At 50.8% G+C, this 18,042-nt stretch carries 13 protein-coding genes; 2 read left to right on the forward strand and 11 right to left on the reverse strand.

The window, feature by feature from the left end:
• Positions 1-4: 4 nt before the first annotated feature.
• Genes nqrE through HV213_RS23040 form a run of 5 tightly spaced genes read right to left on the reverse strand, consistent with a single transcriptional unit; the run spans position 5 to position 4,611 of the window.
• Positions 5-601, reverse strand: coding sequence for an NADH:ubiquinone reductase (Na(+)-transporting) subunit E (nqrE, locus tag HV213_RS23020; protein WP_181483458.1), 597 nt, complete (start codon positions 599-601; stop codon positions 5-7).
• 6 nt (positions 602-607) lie between these two features.
• Positions 608-1,246 (reverse strand): NADH:ubiquinone reductase (Na(+)-transporting) subunit D, encoded by a 639-nt coding sequence (locus HV213_RS23025; protein ID WP_110273895.1) that lies wholly within the window; start codon positions 1,244-1,246, stop codon positions 608-610.
• Positions 1,239-2,033, reverse strand: coding sequence for a Na(+)-translocating NADH-quinone reductase subunit C (locus HV213_RS23030; RefSeq protein WP_181483459.1), 795 nt, complete (start codon positions 2,031-2,033; stop codon positions 1,239-1,241). The genes HV213_RS23025 and HV213_RS23030 overlap by 8 nt, the downstream gene beginning before the upstream one ends.
• Positions 2,026-3,264 carry an NADH:ubiquinone reductase (Na(+)-transporting) subunit B gene (locus HV213_RS23035; RefSeq protein ID WP_181483460.1) on the reverse strand — a complete coding sequence of 413 codons (1,239 nt, stop codon included), beginning with the start codon at positions 3,262-3,264 and terminating at the stop codon, positions 2,026-2,028. Before HV213_RS23035 ends, HV213_RS23030 begins: the two co-directional genes overlap by 8 nt.
• A gap of 3 nt (positions 3,265-3,267) precedes the next feature.
• A complete protein-coding gene (locus HV213_RS23040) occupies positions 3,268-4,611 on the reverse strand; it encodes a Na(+)-translocating NADH-quinone reductase subunit A (protein ID WP_181483461.1) in 1,344 nt (447 codons plus the stop codon).
• Positions 4,612-5,025: 414 nt separating this feature from the next.
• Here HV213_RS23040 and dpaA point away from each other — a divergent pair, with 414 nt between their 5' ends.
• Complete coding sequence (gene dpaA / locus HV213_RS23045) at positions 5,026-5,766, forward strand: peptidoglycan meso-diaminopimelic acid protein amidase (RefSeq protein ID WP_112214007.1); 741 nt, start codon at positions 5,026-5,028, stop codon at positions 5,764-5,766.
• Here dpaA and HV213_RS23050 read toward each other — a convergent pair.
• Positions 5,737-6,504 (reverse strand): class II glutamine amidotransferase, encoded by a 768-nt coding sequence (locus HV213_RS23050; protein ID WP_181483462.1) that lies wholly within the window; start codon positions 6,502-6,504, stop codon positions 5,737-5,739. The genes dpaA and HV213_RS23050 overlap by 30 nt on opposite strands.
• A gap of 43 nt (positions 6,505-6,547) precedes the next feature.
• Positions 6,548-7,129, reverse strand: a complete 582-nt coding sequence (gene lpcA, locus HV213_RS23055) for a D-sedoheptulose 7-phosphate isomerase (protein ID WP_112214005.1) — start codon at positions 7,127-7,129, stop codon at positions 6,548-6,550.
• Positions 7,130-7,367: 238 nt separating this feature from the next.
• On the opposite strand from lpcA, the gene fadE reads away from it, so the two are divergent.
• On the forward strand, positions 7,368-9,812 hold the full coding sequence (fadE, locus tag HV213_RS23060; RefSeq protein ID WP_181483463.1) for an acyl-CoA dehydrogenase FadE: 2,445 nt from the start codon (positions 7,368-7,370) through the stop codon (positions 9,810-9,812).
• A 56-nt stretch (positions 9,813-9,868) separates the two neighbouring features.
• Here the strand turns inward: fadE and HV213_RS23065 are convergent, their stop codons facing one another.
• The 4 genes from HV213_RS23065 to HV213_RS23100 form a co-directional block, all read right to left on the reverse strand.
• On the reverse strand, positions 9,869-11,200 hold the full coding sequence (locus HV213_RS23065) for an HlyD family type I secretion periplasmic adaptor subunit (RefSeq protein ID WP_181483464.1): 1,332 nt from the start codon (positions 11,198-11,200) through the stop codon (positions 9,869-9,871).
• On the reverse strand, positions 11,197-13,299 hold the full coding sequence (locus tag HV213_RS23070) for a type I secretion system permease/ATPase (protein ID WP_181483465.1): 2,103 nt from the start codon (positions 13,297-13,299) through the stop codon (positions 11,197-11,199). The genes HV213_RS23065 and HV213_RS23070 overlap by 4 nt, the downstream gene beginning before the upstream one ends.
• 58 nt (positions 13,300-13,357) lie before the next feature.
• Complete coding sequence (locus HV213_RS33375; RefSeq protein ID WP_327021768.1) at positions 13,358-16,513, reverse strand: calcium-binding protein; 3,156 nt, start codon at positions 16,511-16,513, stop codon at positions 13,358-13,360.
• 587 nt (positions 16,514-17,100) lie between these two features.
• Positions 17,101-17,652, reverse strand: coding sequence for a hypothetical protein (locus tag HV213_RS23100; protein ID WP_181483466.1), 552 nt, complete (start codon positions 17,650-17,652; stop codon positions 17,101-17,103).
• Positions 17,653-18,042: the final 390 nt, after the last annotated feature.

The raw sequence follows: 18,042 nt of genomic DNA on the forward strand, positions 1-18,042 counted from the left end.
GCCCTTATAGCTGCACACCGGAGAATGACATAAAGCCCAGTGCCATCAGACCCGTGGTAATAAAGGTGATCCCTAACCCGCGCAGGCCTGCGGGCACGTTTGCGTATTTCATTTTTTCACGGATGCCGGCCATCGCCACAATCGCCAATAGCCAGCCAATACCAGAGCCAAAACCGTACACGATGGATTCGGTGAAGTTATAGTCACGCTGCACCATGAATGAGACACCGCCAAAAATCGCGCAGTTAACGGCGATCAGCGGTAAGAATATCCCCAGCGCGTTGTAGAGCGCCGGAAAGTACTTATCGAGGATCATTTCCAGAATCTGCACCAGCGCGGCGATAACCCCGATAAAGGTGATGAAGTTGAGGAAACTTAAGTCAACGCCCTCTACCAATGCGCTGTCGCGTAGCACCAGGTTATACACCAGGTTATTGATAGGCACGGCCAGACCAAGCACGACCGTTACCGCAATGCCAAGTCCAAAGGAGGTCGAGACTTTTTTCGATACCGCGAGGAAGGTACACATCCCCAGAAAGAAAGCCAGCGCCATGTTTTCAACAAACACAGCGCGGACAAACAGGCTAATGTAATGAGCCATAATCGGTTACTCCTTTTCCTGCTGTTCAGGCTTCCAACTGCGCACGGCCCAAATCAACAAACCGATAATGAAGAATGCGCTCGGTGCCAAAAGGAACATACCATTTGGCTGATACCAGCCGCCGTTCTGCACCGTTTCCAGCACAGTGATGCCAAACAGTTTGCCGCTGCCAATAAGTTCGCGCAGGAAGCCGACAATCAACAGAATCGCACCATATCCCAGACCGTTGCCGATACCGTCCATAAAACTCGCCAGCGGCGGCGACTTCATGGCATAGGCTTCCGCCCGCCCCATCACAATACAGTTAGTGATGATAAGCCCGACAAACACTGATAGCTGTTTCGAGGTCTCATAGGCAAAGGCACGTAGCAGCTGGTCAACCACAATAACCAGCGAGGCGATAATCGCCATCTGTACAATGATGCGCACGCTGTTAGGAATATGGTGACGAATCATAGAGATAAACATGCTGGAGAATGCCGTAACCAGCGTTACCGCGATGGTCATAACAAAAGCGGTTTCCAGCTTGGTGGTTACAGCCAGTGCAGAACACACGCCCAAAACCTGCAGAGTAATGGGGTTATTAGCGATAAGCGGCCCCACCAGCACACGCTTCATTTCTTTCATGTCGCCCAAATCAGCCATTATTCAGCTCCCCTTCGCGCACCTTATTCAGGAATGGACCAAAGCCCAGTTTGCCCATCCAGAAATCAAAGCTATGCTGGACACCGTTCGCGGTCAGCGTTGCGCCTGACAGACCATCAACAGCATGAACGTCACCCGGACGCGCACCGCCTTTTACTATTTTCAGCGCTGGCATGCCTTTGTCGTCAAGTACCTGTTTACCAACAAACTGCTGACGCCAGTTCGGGTTTTCTATTTCCCCGCCCAGCCCTGGCGTTTCACCGTGATCGTAATAAGTAATCCCTTTAACCGTACGGCCATCGGTTTCCAGCGCAACAAAGGCATACATCACCGACCACAGGCCGTTACCGTAAATTGGCAATACGACTTCCTGAACCTGCTGCTTCTCATCGCGCACCAGATAAATTTCGGCAATATTGCTGCGGCGTTTGATTCCGGCCGGGTCCTGACTGGCTTCCAACTGTATGCTCTGCTGCGGATCCTTCAGCGCCTGGGACTGATTAAACTTGCTCGGATCTTTATCCAGCAGTTCACCAGTGGCTAAATCGACTAATCGTGGAGAGATGCGGGCATTAAAAATGCCAGCCACCTCATCTGCATTCATCCCCTGCTTCATCAGCCCTGCAACCGCCAGGATATTGCGCTGTTTATCCAGCGCGCGCTGCTCCTGCTGGCGCGACTTCAGCCCCACGGCAGAACCGGCGACCACGATGGAGCAGACCAGACAAAGCACCAGCACCACCAGCAGCGTTTTGCCGATGCTATCGTTACTTTTATTCTCAGCCACGCGACTTCCTCCGCTTAATATTGGCCCGCACCACCAAGTAATCGAACAGCGGCGCGAAGAGGTTGGCGAAGAGGATCGCCAGCATCATCCCTTCCGGATAGGCCGGGTTGACCACGCGAATCAGCACGCACATCACGCCGATAAGCAGGCCATAACTCCATTTTCCTTTATCCGTAAAGGACGCGGATACCGGGTCCGTGGCCATAAACATCATGCCGAAGGCGAAACCGCCAAGCACCAGATGCCAGTACCACGGCATGGCAAACATCGGGTTGGTATCAGAGCCAATGAAATTAAACAGGGTCGCGGTGGCAACCATACCGATCAGCACTCCAGCGACAATGCGCCAGGAGGCCACGCGACCGAAGATGATAATTGCACCGCCGATGAGAATCATCAGCGTCGAGACTTCGCCAATCGAGCCAGGAATATTGCCCAGGAAGGCGTCCATCCAACCGATCGGCTGGCCGGTAATAACGTTAACCAGTGATTCACCACCACCGCTCGTCCACTGAGATAGCGGCGTTGCGCCGGAGAAACCATCCGCCGCGGTCCACACCAGATCGCCAGAAATTTGCGCCGGATAGGCAAAGAATAAAAAAGCGCGCCCAGCCAGCGCCGGGTTAAGGAAGTTGCGCCCGGTGCCGCCAAAAATCTCCTTGGCAATAACAACGCCAAATGAGATCCCCAATGCGGCCTGCCACAGCGGCAGAGTAGGCGGCACTATCAGCGCGAACAGAATTGAGGTAACGAAGAAGCCTTCGTTTATTTCGTGCTTACGCACGATAGCAAACAGAACCTCCCAGAATCCGCCGACAAGAAACACGGTGATGTAGATGGGCAGGAAGAATATCGCCCCCAGAGTCATCATGCTGAGCCAACCGGCATCAGCAGTGAAGTTCACCCCCAGCCATTGTGCAATGCTGTAGTGCCAGTTCCCGGCGATAACCTGCTGCAGTTGTTCAGCACCGTATAATTTATGCAGTGCCGGGATAGTTTCCTGACCAACGTTATACATTCCCCAGAACATCGCCGGGAAAACCGCAAACCACACCAGAATCATCATCCGCTTGAGGTCGATGGCGTCTCTGACATGCGCCGCACCGCGCGTCACCTGCCCCGGAGTGTAAAACAGGGTCGCCGTCGCTTCGAACAGCGGATAGTATTTTTCCAGCTTGCCGCCATGCGTAAAGTGCGGCTCAAGTTTGTCAAACAGTTGCTTTAAGCCCATCACTTATCCTTCCTGCTCAATCTGGGTTAACACACTGCGCAACGCCGGGCCAAATTCATATTTGCCGGGGCATACGTAGGTGCACAGTGCCAGGTCTTCCTCATCCAGCTCCAGACAGCCCAGCGCCTGCGCGCTATCGGTATCACCCGCCAGCAAATCTCGCAGCAACATCGTGGGCAAAATATCCAGCGGCATCACGCGCTCATAGTTACCAATTGGCACCATAGCCCGCTCGCCACCGTGGGTATCCGTCGAGAAGTTAAACAGCTTATGCTTGAGGAAATGACCAAGCGTGGTGCGGGTAATGGAGAATTTATCTTTCCCCGGCATCACCCAGCCGAACAGTTCTTTTTCACGCCCCTCTTTCACCACGCTGACCTGTAAATGAAAGCGCCCAAGGAAAGCATGGGGTCCATGGGCATGGGTTCCGCTGAGAACTGAACCCGAAATAACGCGGTTTTCATCATCCAGCAGTTCATCGACAAGCAGCTCATCGAGGCTGGCACCTAAGCAAGTCTTTAACAGACGAGGCTCTTTTACCTGCGGACCACCGAGGGCAATAATGCGTTCGCTATATATTTCCCCTTCGAGGAATAATTTACCGATAGCGATGACATCCTGGTAGTTAAGATGCCAGACCTGCTTTTTCAGGCTAACCGGCTCCAGAAAATGGATGTGCGTTCCGGGTAGCCCTGCCGGATGTGGCCCGGTGAACTGGTTGAAAGTCACCTGCCCAACAGGATGCCCACCAAGCTTGCCGCCGCTGGCCTGACACACGTGAACTTGACCGTCAGTCAGATGCGTCAGCACCGTCAGCCCGGCATCAAAAGCGTCGCGCTGGGCCAGGATGATGGGCTGAGGTTCGGCTGCTAGCGGGTTGGTGTCTATCGCCGTTACAAAAATCGCCACTGGCACGCTGCCCGGAGCTGGAATTTTGCTGAAAGGACGGGTACGAAATGCAGTCCACTGCCCGGACTCCAGCAGCTGTTGCTGCACACTCTCACGCGTCAATCCAGCAAGTTCAGCGGGTTCATAGCGGGAAAAATGAATGGCCTTATCGCCCTCGACATCGATAACAACCGATTGCAGAACCCGTCGCTCACCGCGGTGAATGGCGCTAACGATTCCGCTCGCGGGGGCGGTAAAACGCACGCCAGGGTTCTTTTTATCTTCGAACAGGAGTTGGCCTTTTTGCACCCGGTCGCCTTCACGCACCGCCATCGAAGGGCGCATACCGATGTACTCTTCACCTAACAGCGCAACGCGTTTGACCGCAGTCTTCGAAGAAATTTGCTGTGATGGCATGCCAGCTATGGGCAGATTAAGCCCTTTCGTGATTTTAATCATATCGTTAGCAGGTATCCGTTACTTAAACCCCGGCATCAGGCCGAGGCCAGCATCATTGATGGAAAAATAAGAGGAAGAAAGGAACACCATAGTCCAGGTGATTCACAAGACGGGAGAGAAGCATCCTTTCTTACCCTGATCATTTAGCAGACCAAGTGTAACATTTCGTGAGCTGCGCCTGTAGACAAACCGCCATTAAGTCGTTCTAAAATGCGAGCTATTACGCAAAGTTCTGACTGCGCTTTGCCGTGAGATTCGCTATAACAGGAAACTAAAACGTAAACGCAGCACGTCGTGCTTGCGAAAAACTGCCGTGATGCTAATGTGAGCGCTCTAAATCCAGAAAACTCTGATTTCGGATCTCTCTTGCCGTCCTGGCAATGTGGTTATTTGTTTTATCAAGGAACAAGTAGTATGCGCAAAATCGCATTATTTATTGCGATGCTTCTGTTGCCATGCGTGTCATTCGCAGGGTTACTCAGCAGTAATAGCTCGACAACACCGATGAGCAAAGAATATAAGCAGCAATTAATGGGCTCACCGGTCTACATTGAGATCTTTAAAGAAGAGCGCATGCTCGATCTTTACGTCAAAATGGGCGAAACCTACCAGCTTCTCGATAGCTACCGGATCTGCAACTACTCCGGTGGTCTCGGACCCAAGCAGCGTCAGGGCGATTTTAAGAGCCCGGAAGGTTTCTATAACGTTTCCCGCAATCAGCTAAAACCTGACAGTCGCTTCTATAAAGCAATCAATATCGGCTTTCCGAACGCCTACGATCGTGCGCACGGTTATGAAGGTAAATACCTGATGATTCACGGCGCGTGCGTATCAGTCGGCTGTTATGCCATGACCGATACCGGTATTGATGAGATTTTCCAGTTCGTCACCGGGGCGCTAGTCTTCGGTCAGTCCAGCGTCCAGGTCAGTATTTATCCTTTCCGCATGACCGATGCCAACATGGCCCGTCACAAGTTTTCCTATTTCACCGATTTCTGGAAACAGCTGAAACCTGGCTATGATTACTTCCAGCAGACGCACAAGCCACCGGTAGTCTCAGTGGCCGATGGCCGCTACGTGGTAAGCAAGCCGCTCAGCCACGAAGTTGTCCAGCCGCAGCTCGCATCAAACTACACGGTCCCCGAGGCAAAATAATGCCCACTCGCCTGGCATGATCTTATTCCAGGTTTCGTTGCCGGTTAACGGCTGAGTGGCGATCACGGAGACCACATCATTCGGTGTGGTCTCGCGTTGAAAATCGATTTCCACATCCTGATCCAGCAACGTTGCTACACCAAACGGCGCGCGTCGCGTGATCCAGTATAAATTGGTTGAGCAAAACGCCATCACATAGCGTCCATCGGACAGCAGCATGTTAAACACGCCTTTTTCGCGCAGCGTTCCGGCAAGCGTAGCGATAAATCTAAACACCTCGACCATATCATCCGGCGTATTGGGATAGCGTTCAGTTACGCTATGCAGTAACCAGCAGAAGGCTTTCTCGCTGTCCGTCTCACCAATTGGCTGCAGGTTTCCCGTCTCCAGAGACTCATATCCTTCTAACTGGCCGTTATGCGCGTAGGTCCAGTTACGTCCCCAGAGTTCACGGGTAAACGGATGAGTATTTTCCAGCGCGACGATCCCCCGGTTAGCCTGGCGAATATGGGCGATGACTGAACGTGATTTGATGGGATAGTCCTGTACCAGCTTAGCAATCGGTGACTGAAAGCTAGGCTGTGGATCTTTAAATGTGCGACAGCCTTTACCTTCATAAAAGGTAATGCCCCAGCCGTCTTTATGCGGCCCAGTTCCGCCACCGCGCTGAACCAGCCCGGTAAAACTAAAGCAAATATCTGTTGGCACATTCGCGCTCATCCCGAGCAATTCGCACATAGATCACCTCATACAACAATACGGGAGTCACCCCCGCGATTTATCAGGCTTTAACCATCTCTTTTTCAATCAACATAATCAGGATATGAATCACTTTAATGTGAATTTCCTGAATGCGATCGGCATAGCCAAAATGCGGTACGCGAATTTCAACATCCGCAGAGCCCGCCATTTTACCGCCATCTTTGCCGGTCAGAGTGATGACTTTCATCCCCTGAGCGCGAGCGGCTTCAATCGCTTTAATAACGTTGCCAGAGTTACCGGAAGTAGAAATCCCCAGCAACACGTCGCCTGCACGGCCCACCGACTCAACGTAGCGAGAAAAAACATATTCATAGCCAAAATCATTACTGACGCAAGAAAGATGGCTCACGTCTGAAATCGCAATTGCTGGATAGCCCGGGCGATTCTCGCGATAGCGTCCGGTCAGTTCTTCCGCAAAATGCATCGCATCGCAGTGAGAACCGCCATTACCGCAGGAAAGAACTTTGCCGCCAGCCTTAAAGCTATCCGCCAGCAGCACCGCTGCACGCTGAATGGCATGAATGTTGGCATCGTCCTGCAGAAAATTAGCCAGCGTTTCCGCAGCTTCGTTCAGTTCGTTACGAATAAGATCCTGGTACATGAGGATAATCCTTCAGTATTTGTGGGATAACTCAGGCAGTTTACCGGATAGCCGCCGAAGCGAGAAGCAGCAGACGGGTCTATCCCCTGCGGTTTTGATTTTATGTGCCGCATTTCCGTACAACAATGTGAGCAATGTTGTAATTATTTTGTAAACACATTGCTAAAACAAATTACATCCACTACAACCATATCATCACAAGTGGTCAGACCTCCTACAAGACAGGGAGCATTTCTTTATGATGATTTTGAGTATTGTTGCAACCGTTGTTTTACTCGGTGCGCTCTTCTATCACCGAATCAATCTGCTGCTTAGCAGCGCGATTTTGCTTGCCTGGACTGCGGCACTCGGCGTTGCTGGACTGTGGAATATCTGGCTACTGGTACCGCTGGCTATCATTCTCCTGCCTTTTAACTTTGCGCCAATGCGTAAATCAATGATTTCAGTTCCCGCATTTCGCGCTTTCCGCAAGGTTATGCCGCCGATGTCGCGTACTGAAAAAGAAGCCATTGATGCCGGTACCACCTGGTGGGAAGGCGACCTGTTTCGCGGCAACCCTGACTGGCAGAAGCTGCACAACTACCCACAGCCGCGCCTGACCGCTGAAGAACAAGCCTTTATTGACGGCCCGGTTGAAGAAGCCTGCCGCATGGCGAACGACTTCGAAATTACCCACGAGATGGCCGATCTACCGCCGGAGCTGTGGGCTTATCTGAAAGAGCATCGCTTCTTCGCGATGATCATCAAGAAAGAGTACGGCGGCCTGGAGTTTTCTGCTTTCGCCCAGGCGCGCGTGCTGCAAAAACTGTCCGGCGTTTCCGGAATTCTGGCGATTACCGTCGGCGTACCTAACTCATTAGGTCCAGGCGAACTGCTGCAGCATTACGGCACCGAAGAGCAGAAAAATCACTATCTGCCACGTCTGGCGCGCGGTCAGGAAATTCCGTGCTTCGCGCTGACCAGCCCGGAAGCAGGCTCAGATGCTGGGGCCATTCCGGACACCGGCGTGGTCTGCATGGGCGAATGGCAGGGCCAACAGGTGCTGGGTATGCGCCTGACCTGGAACAAACGCTACATCACGCTCGCGCCAATCGCCACCGTTCTGGGACTGGCGTTTAAACTCTCCGACCCCGACCGCCTGCTGGGTGGTGAAGAAGAGCTGGGTATCACCTGTGCCCTGATCCCAACAGCCACACCAGGCGTTGAGATCGGTCGTCGCCACTTCCCGCTGAACGTTCCGTTCCAGAATGGCCCGACCCAGGGTAAAGACATTTTTGTTCCTATCGACTACATCATTGGTGGTCCGTCGATGGCCGGTCAGGGTTGGCGGATGCTGGTTGAATGTTTATCCGTGGGCCGCGGCATCACGTTACCGTCCAACGCCACGGGCGGCCTGAAATCCGTCGCCATGGCTACCGGTGCCTACGCGCACATTCGTCGCCAGTTCAAAATCTCTATCGGTAAAATGGAAGGGATTGAGGAACCGCTGGCGCGTATTGCAGGTAACGCCTATGTGATGGATGCCGCAGCCTCGCTGATTACCTACGGTATTATGCTCGGTGAAAAACCGGCGGTACTATCGGCAATTGTGAAATATCACTGTACCCACCGCGGCCAGCGCTCGATCATTGACGCAATGGATATTACCGGCGGTAAAGGCATTATGCTCGGCACGGGTAACTTCCTGGCGCGAGCCTATCAGGGCGCACCAATCGCTATCACCGTGGAGGGGGCGAATATCCTCACCCGTAGCATGATGATCTTCGGTCAGGGGGCGATTCGTTGCCATCCGTACGTGCTGGATGAAATGGCCGCCGCGCAGAATAACGATGTTAACGCATTCGATAAGCTGCTGTTCAAACATATCGGTCATGTGGGTAGCAACAAAGTACGCAGCTTCTGGCTGGGTCTGACTCGCGGCCTCACCAGCAGTTCACCGACCCGCGATGCCACTCGCCGCTACTATCAGCATATGAATCGCCTGAGCGCCAACCTGGCCCTGCTGTCCGATGTCTCAATGGCGGTACTCGGCGGTAGTCTGAAGCGTCGCGAGCGTATTTCAGCGCGCTTGGGCGATGTACTGAGCCAGCTCTATTTGGCCTCTGCGGTGCTGAAGCGCTATGACGATGAAGGGCGTAACGAAGCAGATTTGCCGCTGGTTCACTGGGGCGTGCAGGATGCGCTATATCAGGCAGAACAGGCCATTGATGATCTGCTGGTCAACTTCCCGAATCGCCTGGTGGCTGGAGCACTTCGCGTAGCTATCTTCCCGACCGGGCGTCATTATCTGGCCCCTTCAGACAAGCTGGATCATAAAGTAGCGAAAATTCTGCAGGTTCCGAGCGCGACTCGTTCTCGTATCGGCCGCGGTCAGTACTTGACGCCGAGCGAGCATAATCCGGTAGGTCTGTTAGAAGAGGCTCTGCTTGATGTCATGGCAGCAGACCCCATCCACCAGCGTATTTGCAAAGAGCTGGGTAAGAACCTGTCGTTTACCCGTCTTGATGAACTGGCCCATAACGCGCTGGCAAAAGGGTTAATTAATCAGGATGAGGCAGATATTCTGCTCCGTGCAGAAACCAGCCGTCTGCGTAGTATTAACGTCGACGACTTCGCCCCGGATGAACTGGCGACCCGTCCGGTAAAGCTGCCGGAGAAAGTACGTAAGATTGAAGCGGCATAAAAGCCACGTTTTTAAAACAAAGCCGGATGTCGATATGACTCCGGCTTTATTCTTATCTATCTCTGCTTGCCAACGCTATCCAGCGCCTCAGATATCGGGCTAAGCAAATAGCTTAACAACGTTCTTTTACCTGTTGTTATTTCGGCAGTGACTTCCATTCCAGGCTCCAGGTCTATTTCCCTGCCCTCAATCGTCAACGCTTTTTTATCTAATTCAATAATCGCCTTGTAAAGTAGCCCACGCTCTTTATCTTCTAGCGCATCGGCTGAAATGCGGCTTAAACGCCCCGATATCCAGCCGTAGCGAGTAAAATCAAAGGTGTCGATTTTGACGGTAGCGTGCTGACCAGGTTGAAGAAATCCAACATCGCTATTGCTCACCAGTACCTCAGCCTTGAGCATTTCATTCTTAGGGACGATACGCAAAAGTTCCTGTGGCGCATCCACCGCTGCACCGCGATCGCGAAACATCAAAGCGTCCACAATGCCAGCAACTGGTGCTCTGAGAGTATACTGCGCAATTTGCGCACCCAGTTCCTGGTGCTGTTTCTCCAGAACCTGGTTTTCATGTTGCTTTTCTGAAAGCATCTCTTCAACCTGCTGTAATTTCGCTGCTACGCTTGCCTGATATTCCGTTTCCGCCTGCCGATAGCTCGCATCCATTTCAACAAGCCTGGCTTGCGAAGATTCAAGCGCATAACGAGCCTCCGTGAATCGTTTTTGCATTTCCAGCATACTATCCCGACTGGTCAGTTGCTTATTGTGCAGCGTAATCAGCGCCTGATATTGCTCCTGATAAATAGGCAGAAGACGCTCAGATTGCGCTTTCTGTGATTCATAGCTGCCCTTTTGCGCTTGCAGAACGGTCATTTTGTTACGCAGTACGGCTTTCTCCTGGCGATCGTTGTTGATTTCCGCCAGCAACCGTTCGGAAAGCTGCTGCGCAAGCACTGCATCTTCTTTAAAAAAAGCTATCGCCAGCTGGGAGTCCGCGCTATTTTCCTGTAAATGTTCGCGAAGCAGCATCAAACGGGCAATATGAAAGCGGTTGTTTTTGTGCCGTAAACGATTTTCGTCAAGACGAGCATCCAGCGCCCGGCTGTTAAGCCGAATCAAAACCTGCCCTTTTTCAACGTGCATACCATCATGCACCAGTACGCTTTCTATCTCTGCCAGCACCGCGCTGCTGACGGGGCGGGATAGTTCACTGACTACTATTTTACCTCGCGTCACCGCAACAATATCAATGCTGCTCAAAGCAGCCCAGCTCGCCGCAACCACCAGCAAGGTGATAATAACCCAAATAATCACACGCCCAACCGGCGAGGGCGGCGTTTCCTGAATTTCCAGAATGGCGGGCAAAAATTCGCGATATTTTTGCTGGTTCATACACTCTTCTCCTGGATTGCATGCAGCCGGGAATAGAGACCATTATCTTCCAGCAGTTGATGATGGCTTCCTTGTTCAACGATCCGGCCCTTTTCCATCACGATTATCCGATGTGATGGGCGGAGAGCTGATAGGCGATGGGCAATAATAAACACTGTTCTGTTTCGGCAGATCTCAACCATATTACGCTGGATAATTTCCTCGGATTCATAATCCAGCGCGCTGGTTGCTTCATCAAATATCAAGACCCGAGGATCTGACATCAATGCGCGGGCAATCCCCAGCCGTTGTTTCTGGCCTCCAGATAGTCGCCCTCCTTGCTCACCAACTGGTGTGTCATAACCCAGAGGGAATTCACTGATGAATTCGTGAGCGCCAGCCAGCGTGGCGGCGTGAATGACTGATTCCAGAGAGGCCTCAGGAACCGCCAACGCAATATTGTCACGGATCGTACCGCTAAAAAGCTGAGTTTCCTGAAGGACAACACCTATTTGTCTCCTGAGCCAGTGCGGATCAACCTGTGCAATATCAATCCCATCGACAAATATTTGCCCACAGCCGGGAATGCATAACCGCTGGATAAGACGCGTTAATGTACTTTTCCCAGATCCCGAACGACCCGCAATGCCAATTATCTCGCCCGGACGTACCGACAGGTTCACCCCATCAATGACGGGAGCGCTTCCTGTTTGCCAGGTAAAAGCCACGTTTGCCAGCCTGATGGCACCTTTGACTTCTGCCAGAGAAGAACTATTCTCCTGATGCTCGGTAGGGACGTTAAGAATGTCCCCTAGTCGTTTAACGGAGACTGAGACCTGCTGAAAATCCTGCCACAACTGTACTAAGCGCAATACCGGTGCGGTAACCTGCCCTGCGAACATATTAAATGCGATAAGTGCCCCAACGGTCATTTTGGCTTCAATGACTAAATGCGCGCCATACCAGAGAATCGCCACGCTGGTGATTTTACTGACGAAACGGGAGATTTGACCGGCGATATTGCCGAGATTCTGGGTTTTGAAACAGCTGGTAACGAAGGTCGCTATTTGTTCATCCCAGCGACGGGTCATTAGATTCTCTACCGCCAGCGCTTTTACTGACTCCATTCCGGTCAGGCTTTCAACTAAAAATGCCTGGTTCCTCGCCCCCTGTTTAAATTGTTCATCGAGGCGTTTGCGCAATATGGGAGTAATCACAATGGAAAGAATGATATAGGGGATCAGCGACGCCATAACGATTAAGGTGAGCGGCACGCTGTAAAGCGCCATTACCGCGAAAAAAACCAGAGTAAACAGTAAATCCAGGCATAGCGTTAGCGCGCTGCCCGTTAAAAATTCGCGGACAGTTTTGAGTTCATGAACGCGGGCAACGATAACGCCGGCCTGGCGCTGTAAAAACCAGGTCAGCGGCAGCGCCAGAAGATGGCGGTACAACAGCGAACTCAGCGTTGCATCTATTCGCTGCGAGGTATGCGCCAGTTGATAGCTGCGCAGGCCATCAAGGATGACATCGAATAACGCGACAAATAACATCCCCAGCGCCAGCACATCCAGGGTCGTCAGGCTTTGATGGGCCAGAACCTTATCCACGACTACCTGAAAAAAAAGCGGAGTGACCAGTGCCAGTAATTGAATAAAAAAGGAGGCCAGCAAAACTTCGCCAATCAGTTTCTTATAGCGCCAGAACGCATCGGCAAACCAGCGTAAATTAAACTCGGTATTCAGACGCTCCAGTGAAAAACGCCGGGCAAATAAAAAGCCTGAATAGTTAACGCCCGGCTCCGGTGTAAATATTTCCGGCGCGGCCTGTCCATCTCGCTGGATTAGCCACTCGCCCTCTCTGGCGGCGAGCAGGATCACATACCCTGTATCAGGCAATTCAAGCAATGCAGGAAATACCATCTTCCCTTTTATCTGCAAACGCCGAAATCGCTTACATTTTAGCCCGACATGACGAACAGCCCTGACAAACTGAACAGTAGTATCGTGAAGCTCATCAACAGCAAATTGCTCCTGCAGAGCAGGAATATTGACGGCAATTCCATAATAGCGGGCAATAAAATTAAATCCACGCCATACATCCTTGTCTAGTGATGACATACAAATTATTCACATCCAGATAAAAACCATCGCTGACATTTGCCAGCGACATTAATGATTACGCGTTCATCAACGAGCTGACGGACGAACGAGAGGTATTGAGTTGCGGTATTACATCGCCCACACCCTCATCATCGCCATCATCGCCCGCCAGAAAACCGGCCATTTGCTGGCGTACTCGTTGAAGAGAATCCGACGTTTCAACAGAAGAGGCTAGCGGTAGCGGGATATCGTGCTCAATATGACTCTGAATATCTTCGGGTAGCCAATCGGTACCATCGGCAAAGGAGATAGTTTCCACCTGATATTTTGCGGAGGAAAAATAACGCGTCACAGTTACGCTATCGGAATTGTTGCGAAAACCAATAATTAGATCGTTGCCACTGCGCTGAACGAGCGCATCTTTTGCCAGTAATCCATCCCCAAAACGTAGGGTATCGCTATTACCGCTATTGCTGCTGCCTTCAACGATCGTGTCCTGGCCATCGCCAGCGTTAAACAAATAAGTATCGCTGCCAGTACCGCCTTTGAGCGTGTCGTTACCCGAACCGCCTGCCAGTAAATCGTTCCAGGTTCCGCCATCGAGAATATCATCGCCCGCTCCGCCGTACAGTTCATCATTACTGCTGCCGCCGGTCAGCGTATCGTTGCCGTCGTCACCGTACAGTCGATCCTCTCCGTCTCCACCCTTCACAATATCATCACCGCCACCTGCGTGAATTTCACTGCCGTAACTAAAAGCGCTTAACGTTTGCGCGTCGTCGGTACCTACAATCAGCATCGCTTTCACCGTCGCAACGTCCCAGACGGTGCCGTCGGCAAAGGCAATCTGCTCCACGCGGTAGCGGTTACTCTCGCTAAAAAAATAGTTATCCAACGTCACGCTGTCGCTGCTGTGGCGAAAACCAATCATCAGGTCGCTCCCGCTGCGCCGCAGAACAGCATCTTTCGCCAGCAACCCTGCGCCAAAATGCAGCGTGTCAATATCACTGTCGGAACTGTTATTTTCCTCAATGATGTCCTGGCCATCCCCGGCATTAAACAGATAGGTATCACTGCCGTAGCCGCCGTTCAGCGTATCGTTACCCGCACCACCAGCCAGAAGATCGTTGCCGCCATCGCCTGTCAGTTTGTCATTGCCGTCATCGCCGTACAACTGGTCCGCGCCTTTGCCGCCCTTCACGGTATCATCGCCACCACTGGCGTGGATTTCGCTGCCATGCGCATAGGCGGTCAGCGTCTGCGCCTTATCCGTGCCCACAATCAGCATAGCTTTTACCGCTGCAACATCCCAGACGGTGCCGTCGGCAAAGGCAATCTGCTCCACGCGGTAGCGGTTGCTCTCGCTGAAGAAATAATCGTCCAGCGTTACGCTGTCGCTGCTGTTACGGAAGCTAATTAGCAGATCGCCTCCGCTGCGACGTAAGATTGCGTCTTCAGCCCGCAGGCCCTCGCCAAAGCGCAACGTGTCGATATCGCTGTCGTAACTGTTATCTTCTTCAATAATGTCCTGGCCATCCCCGGCATTAAATACGTAGATATCGCTGCCGTAGCCGCCGTTCAGCGTATCGTTACCCGCACCACCAGCCAGAAGATCGTTGCCGCCGCTTCCGCTTAACGTATCGTTTCCTGCCCCGCCCCACAGGTAATCATTCGTCTTTGCTCCCTTAAGGACATTATTTTCGTCATTGCCCATAAACAATAGATTATCGGCAATCCCGATTCGGGAACGTGCTTGCGCAAAATCTGGCAGGTACTCCAGCTGGTTATAAAAAATATTCCGTACCTGTAAATAGCGTGCGAAATCCGTTTTTTTTAATTCCTCCAGATGATTTTCGAAGGTGGCAAAATTAAGCGTCATCCCGCTGAGATCGGCTTTTATCTGCAAACCAATATGGGTAAAGTCCTCACGATAAATGGTTTGCGATAACAAGCTGGCCTCGACATAAGCCGCAAAACGACGATACTCATCTTTTAGCACGGCAGCTGCGTTGTTCAGCGGATCGACAGTACCGTTAGTTACATTTTGATAATTATCTCCAGTCGCGCTTTCCAGCACGGCCAGGCGACGAGCATCAATATAGCTGCCTCTGCTATCGGTGGCGATCTCAGTCACACCGGCCCATGTGAAGATAATATTCTGCAATAAGTCATCAGCTCTCTGCGGGTCGGCAATATATTGTTCAATCATTTCCCGCAATTGCGTATTCTGGCTCATCGCAACATGCAGGTTCGCCATATTGCCAAAGCCGCGAATATAAGGGAGCGCACGAACGCTGCGCGAAATATCCACATCTACGGTATAGCGAGTATTACCAGGATTGGTAGCAAACCAGACATCGGCGGCGGCGCGAATGGAGCCATCAGTCATGGTTATATTTCCGGTCTGCTTATGCGAATTCCCCTGCTCGTCCACAAAGGAAGATTTCTTATAATGTGTATCAATGGCGGCAATATTCGCCTCTTCCATTGTTAACAGTTCGCCATCGTCGGTCCGGGCATTGCCGTTGCGATCCCGCCAGATCTTCAACTGCGCCCAGGCTGCATCTTCAGCGTTCAGAACGCCATCCTGGTTGCTATCCAGATCCTGCAATGCCTGATAACCATTGGCCGCCAGCGTACCATCCTTCAGCCGGGTATTATTGCCGAATAGCTCATTGCCGGTTTCGATGACGCCATTACCGTCTTTGTCCAGCACCAGCAGGCCATCATCTGCGCCCACCCAGCCGGTATTTTCCGCAAACTGATTTCCGTCATGGTCAAAATATATTCCGTCCTGTAAAGAGCGGGTTTCCACGCCGTCGCCGTCCAGATCGAGGATAATGGGGCTGAACGTTTTTTCCGCACCGCCTATATCCGGGCCACAGGCTCCCGGCGGGATAAAACCGGGTAACATCATTCCGGGAAACGAGACACCAGGGGGAAGAGAACAGTGTTTAACCATATCCAGAGGAAGCGTTCCTCCGTTGAGCAAATAAGCCAGGCTATTGGCCAGATTTTGTAAACTCTGGTGATAATAACTGGCCAGCTCTTTGAGCCACTCACTACCTGCTGAAATATTTTCATCAACAGCATCTATGGTGTTATTAACGATCGTTTTGCTGGCATCAAGGCCTTCAGACAAACGCTGTAGCAAATTATTAATAAAACCGGATGCTTCTATATTCAAGGCATTAATATATTCACGAATACTATTATTAGCACTATCTGTCATATCTTTGATAAGATCGATAGCATCCAGTGATGTTTCAATAATACCGATATCATAGGTTCTGTCGCCTATATTTATCCCCAGATCGGCTGTTAATGCGATCTTGAAGCCATCAAGCAGAGTAACAGGTCTTTCATTTCCTCCTTTTTCATCGGCAAAACTTAGATCGACAGAAAACCCTTTGATTCTGCCAGCGACACCGTAGGGAGTCTGAACACCATCTAAATAATTAATTCCGGCACTTTGTAAGATTGCATCTGCTGCTACGGTACAGTTATAAAATTTATCATTGGGGATAACATTATAATCTGGTGGTGTTTTTTTAAACTTGTCAATGCTATTACTTAAAACATAATATTGTTGACTTGATATTTCCAGGGTGGCACTTTCAGTATAGTGCCTGTCCCATAATTTTTCAGAATCATCCACCACTCCATTAGTGCCAGCATCAGGCGCTCGAAAATAGCTAAACCCTGTATGCCTGCCATTTTCATTAGTGATTACCAGCCAGGTATGAATAAGCCCATAGCCATCCCAATACCGTGAGTCATTTCTGACAGTGACCGTATAAGACATCGCTCATCCTTAAGTTATTTAGTCATTTCACGAACGCGTGAGAACGTTAACATATAGTCATTATATTCTGCATCACCGCCATACAGCTCACTGTGTATGGCATAGAACCCTTCTTTATCTATTGGAAAATAATTTCCAACCATACCCAGACCAATGTAATCATGGCCAAAAACAGAATATTTAGAAATATAATCACTTGGTTTGAAATCAAATTCATATAATGACTTATCTCGTTTCTCATCATATATATATATACTTCCTTTAATATTACTAATTAAACCTGTTATTCTTTCCTGTTCCATACCCCATATACGGATCTCTTCAGGAGACATATCTTCTCGCCAGGGAATGCGGTTTTCCATCAAAATGGAAATGTAATATCTCCCCGGTGTCTCCACATAGACCATAAACTGCCGGAGCGGCAACGGGCTGACTTTAGCCTCACTCCTGACCACAGGAGATGGTTGTTGTGGTGAAGGCGCGGAAAACGCGACAAGTGGCGTCATACATAAGGCCCCGAGAAGGAGAAACTTATCTAACCTGTTATTTATCAGCCAGTGATTCATAAACGCTCCGTGTTAGTATGAAAAGTAATAGTGAAGGTAATATGAAATGAAAAATGAGATTATTCAACCTGAAAAACAATGATTATTTCATATAAGAAAAATGCATCAATAAAATATAACCATACTCAAGCCGAATACACCAATAACTTCAATGCGGCCTGGTCATAATGAAGTCTTTAACAGACAATAAAGTGGATTATTTTATTTCTATGCTGGCAATACTCTCCGGTTTTGTCGCCTGTATTCATCTCCGGACTGGTTGTTAATGCGCCCATCCCCCCCTCAAGCAGAGTAACAGGTCTTTCATTTCCTCCTTTTTCATCGGCAAAACCTAATTGCCGAATAGCTCGTTTCCGGTTTCGATGACGCCGTTACCGTCTTGTCCAGCAC

The sequence above is a fragment of the Klebsiella sp. RHBSTW-00484 genome (assembly GCF_013705725.1).
Classification (GTDB): domain Bacteria; phylum Pseudomonadota; class Gammaproteobacteria; order Enterobacterales; family Enterobacteriaceae; genus Klebsiella.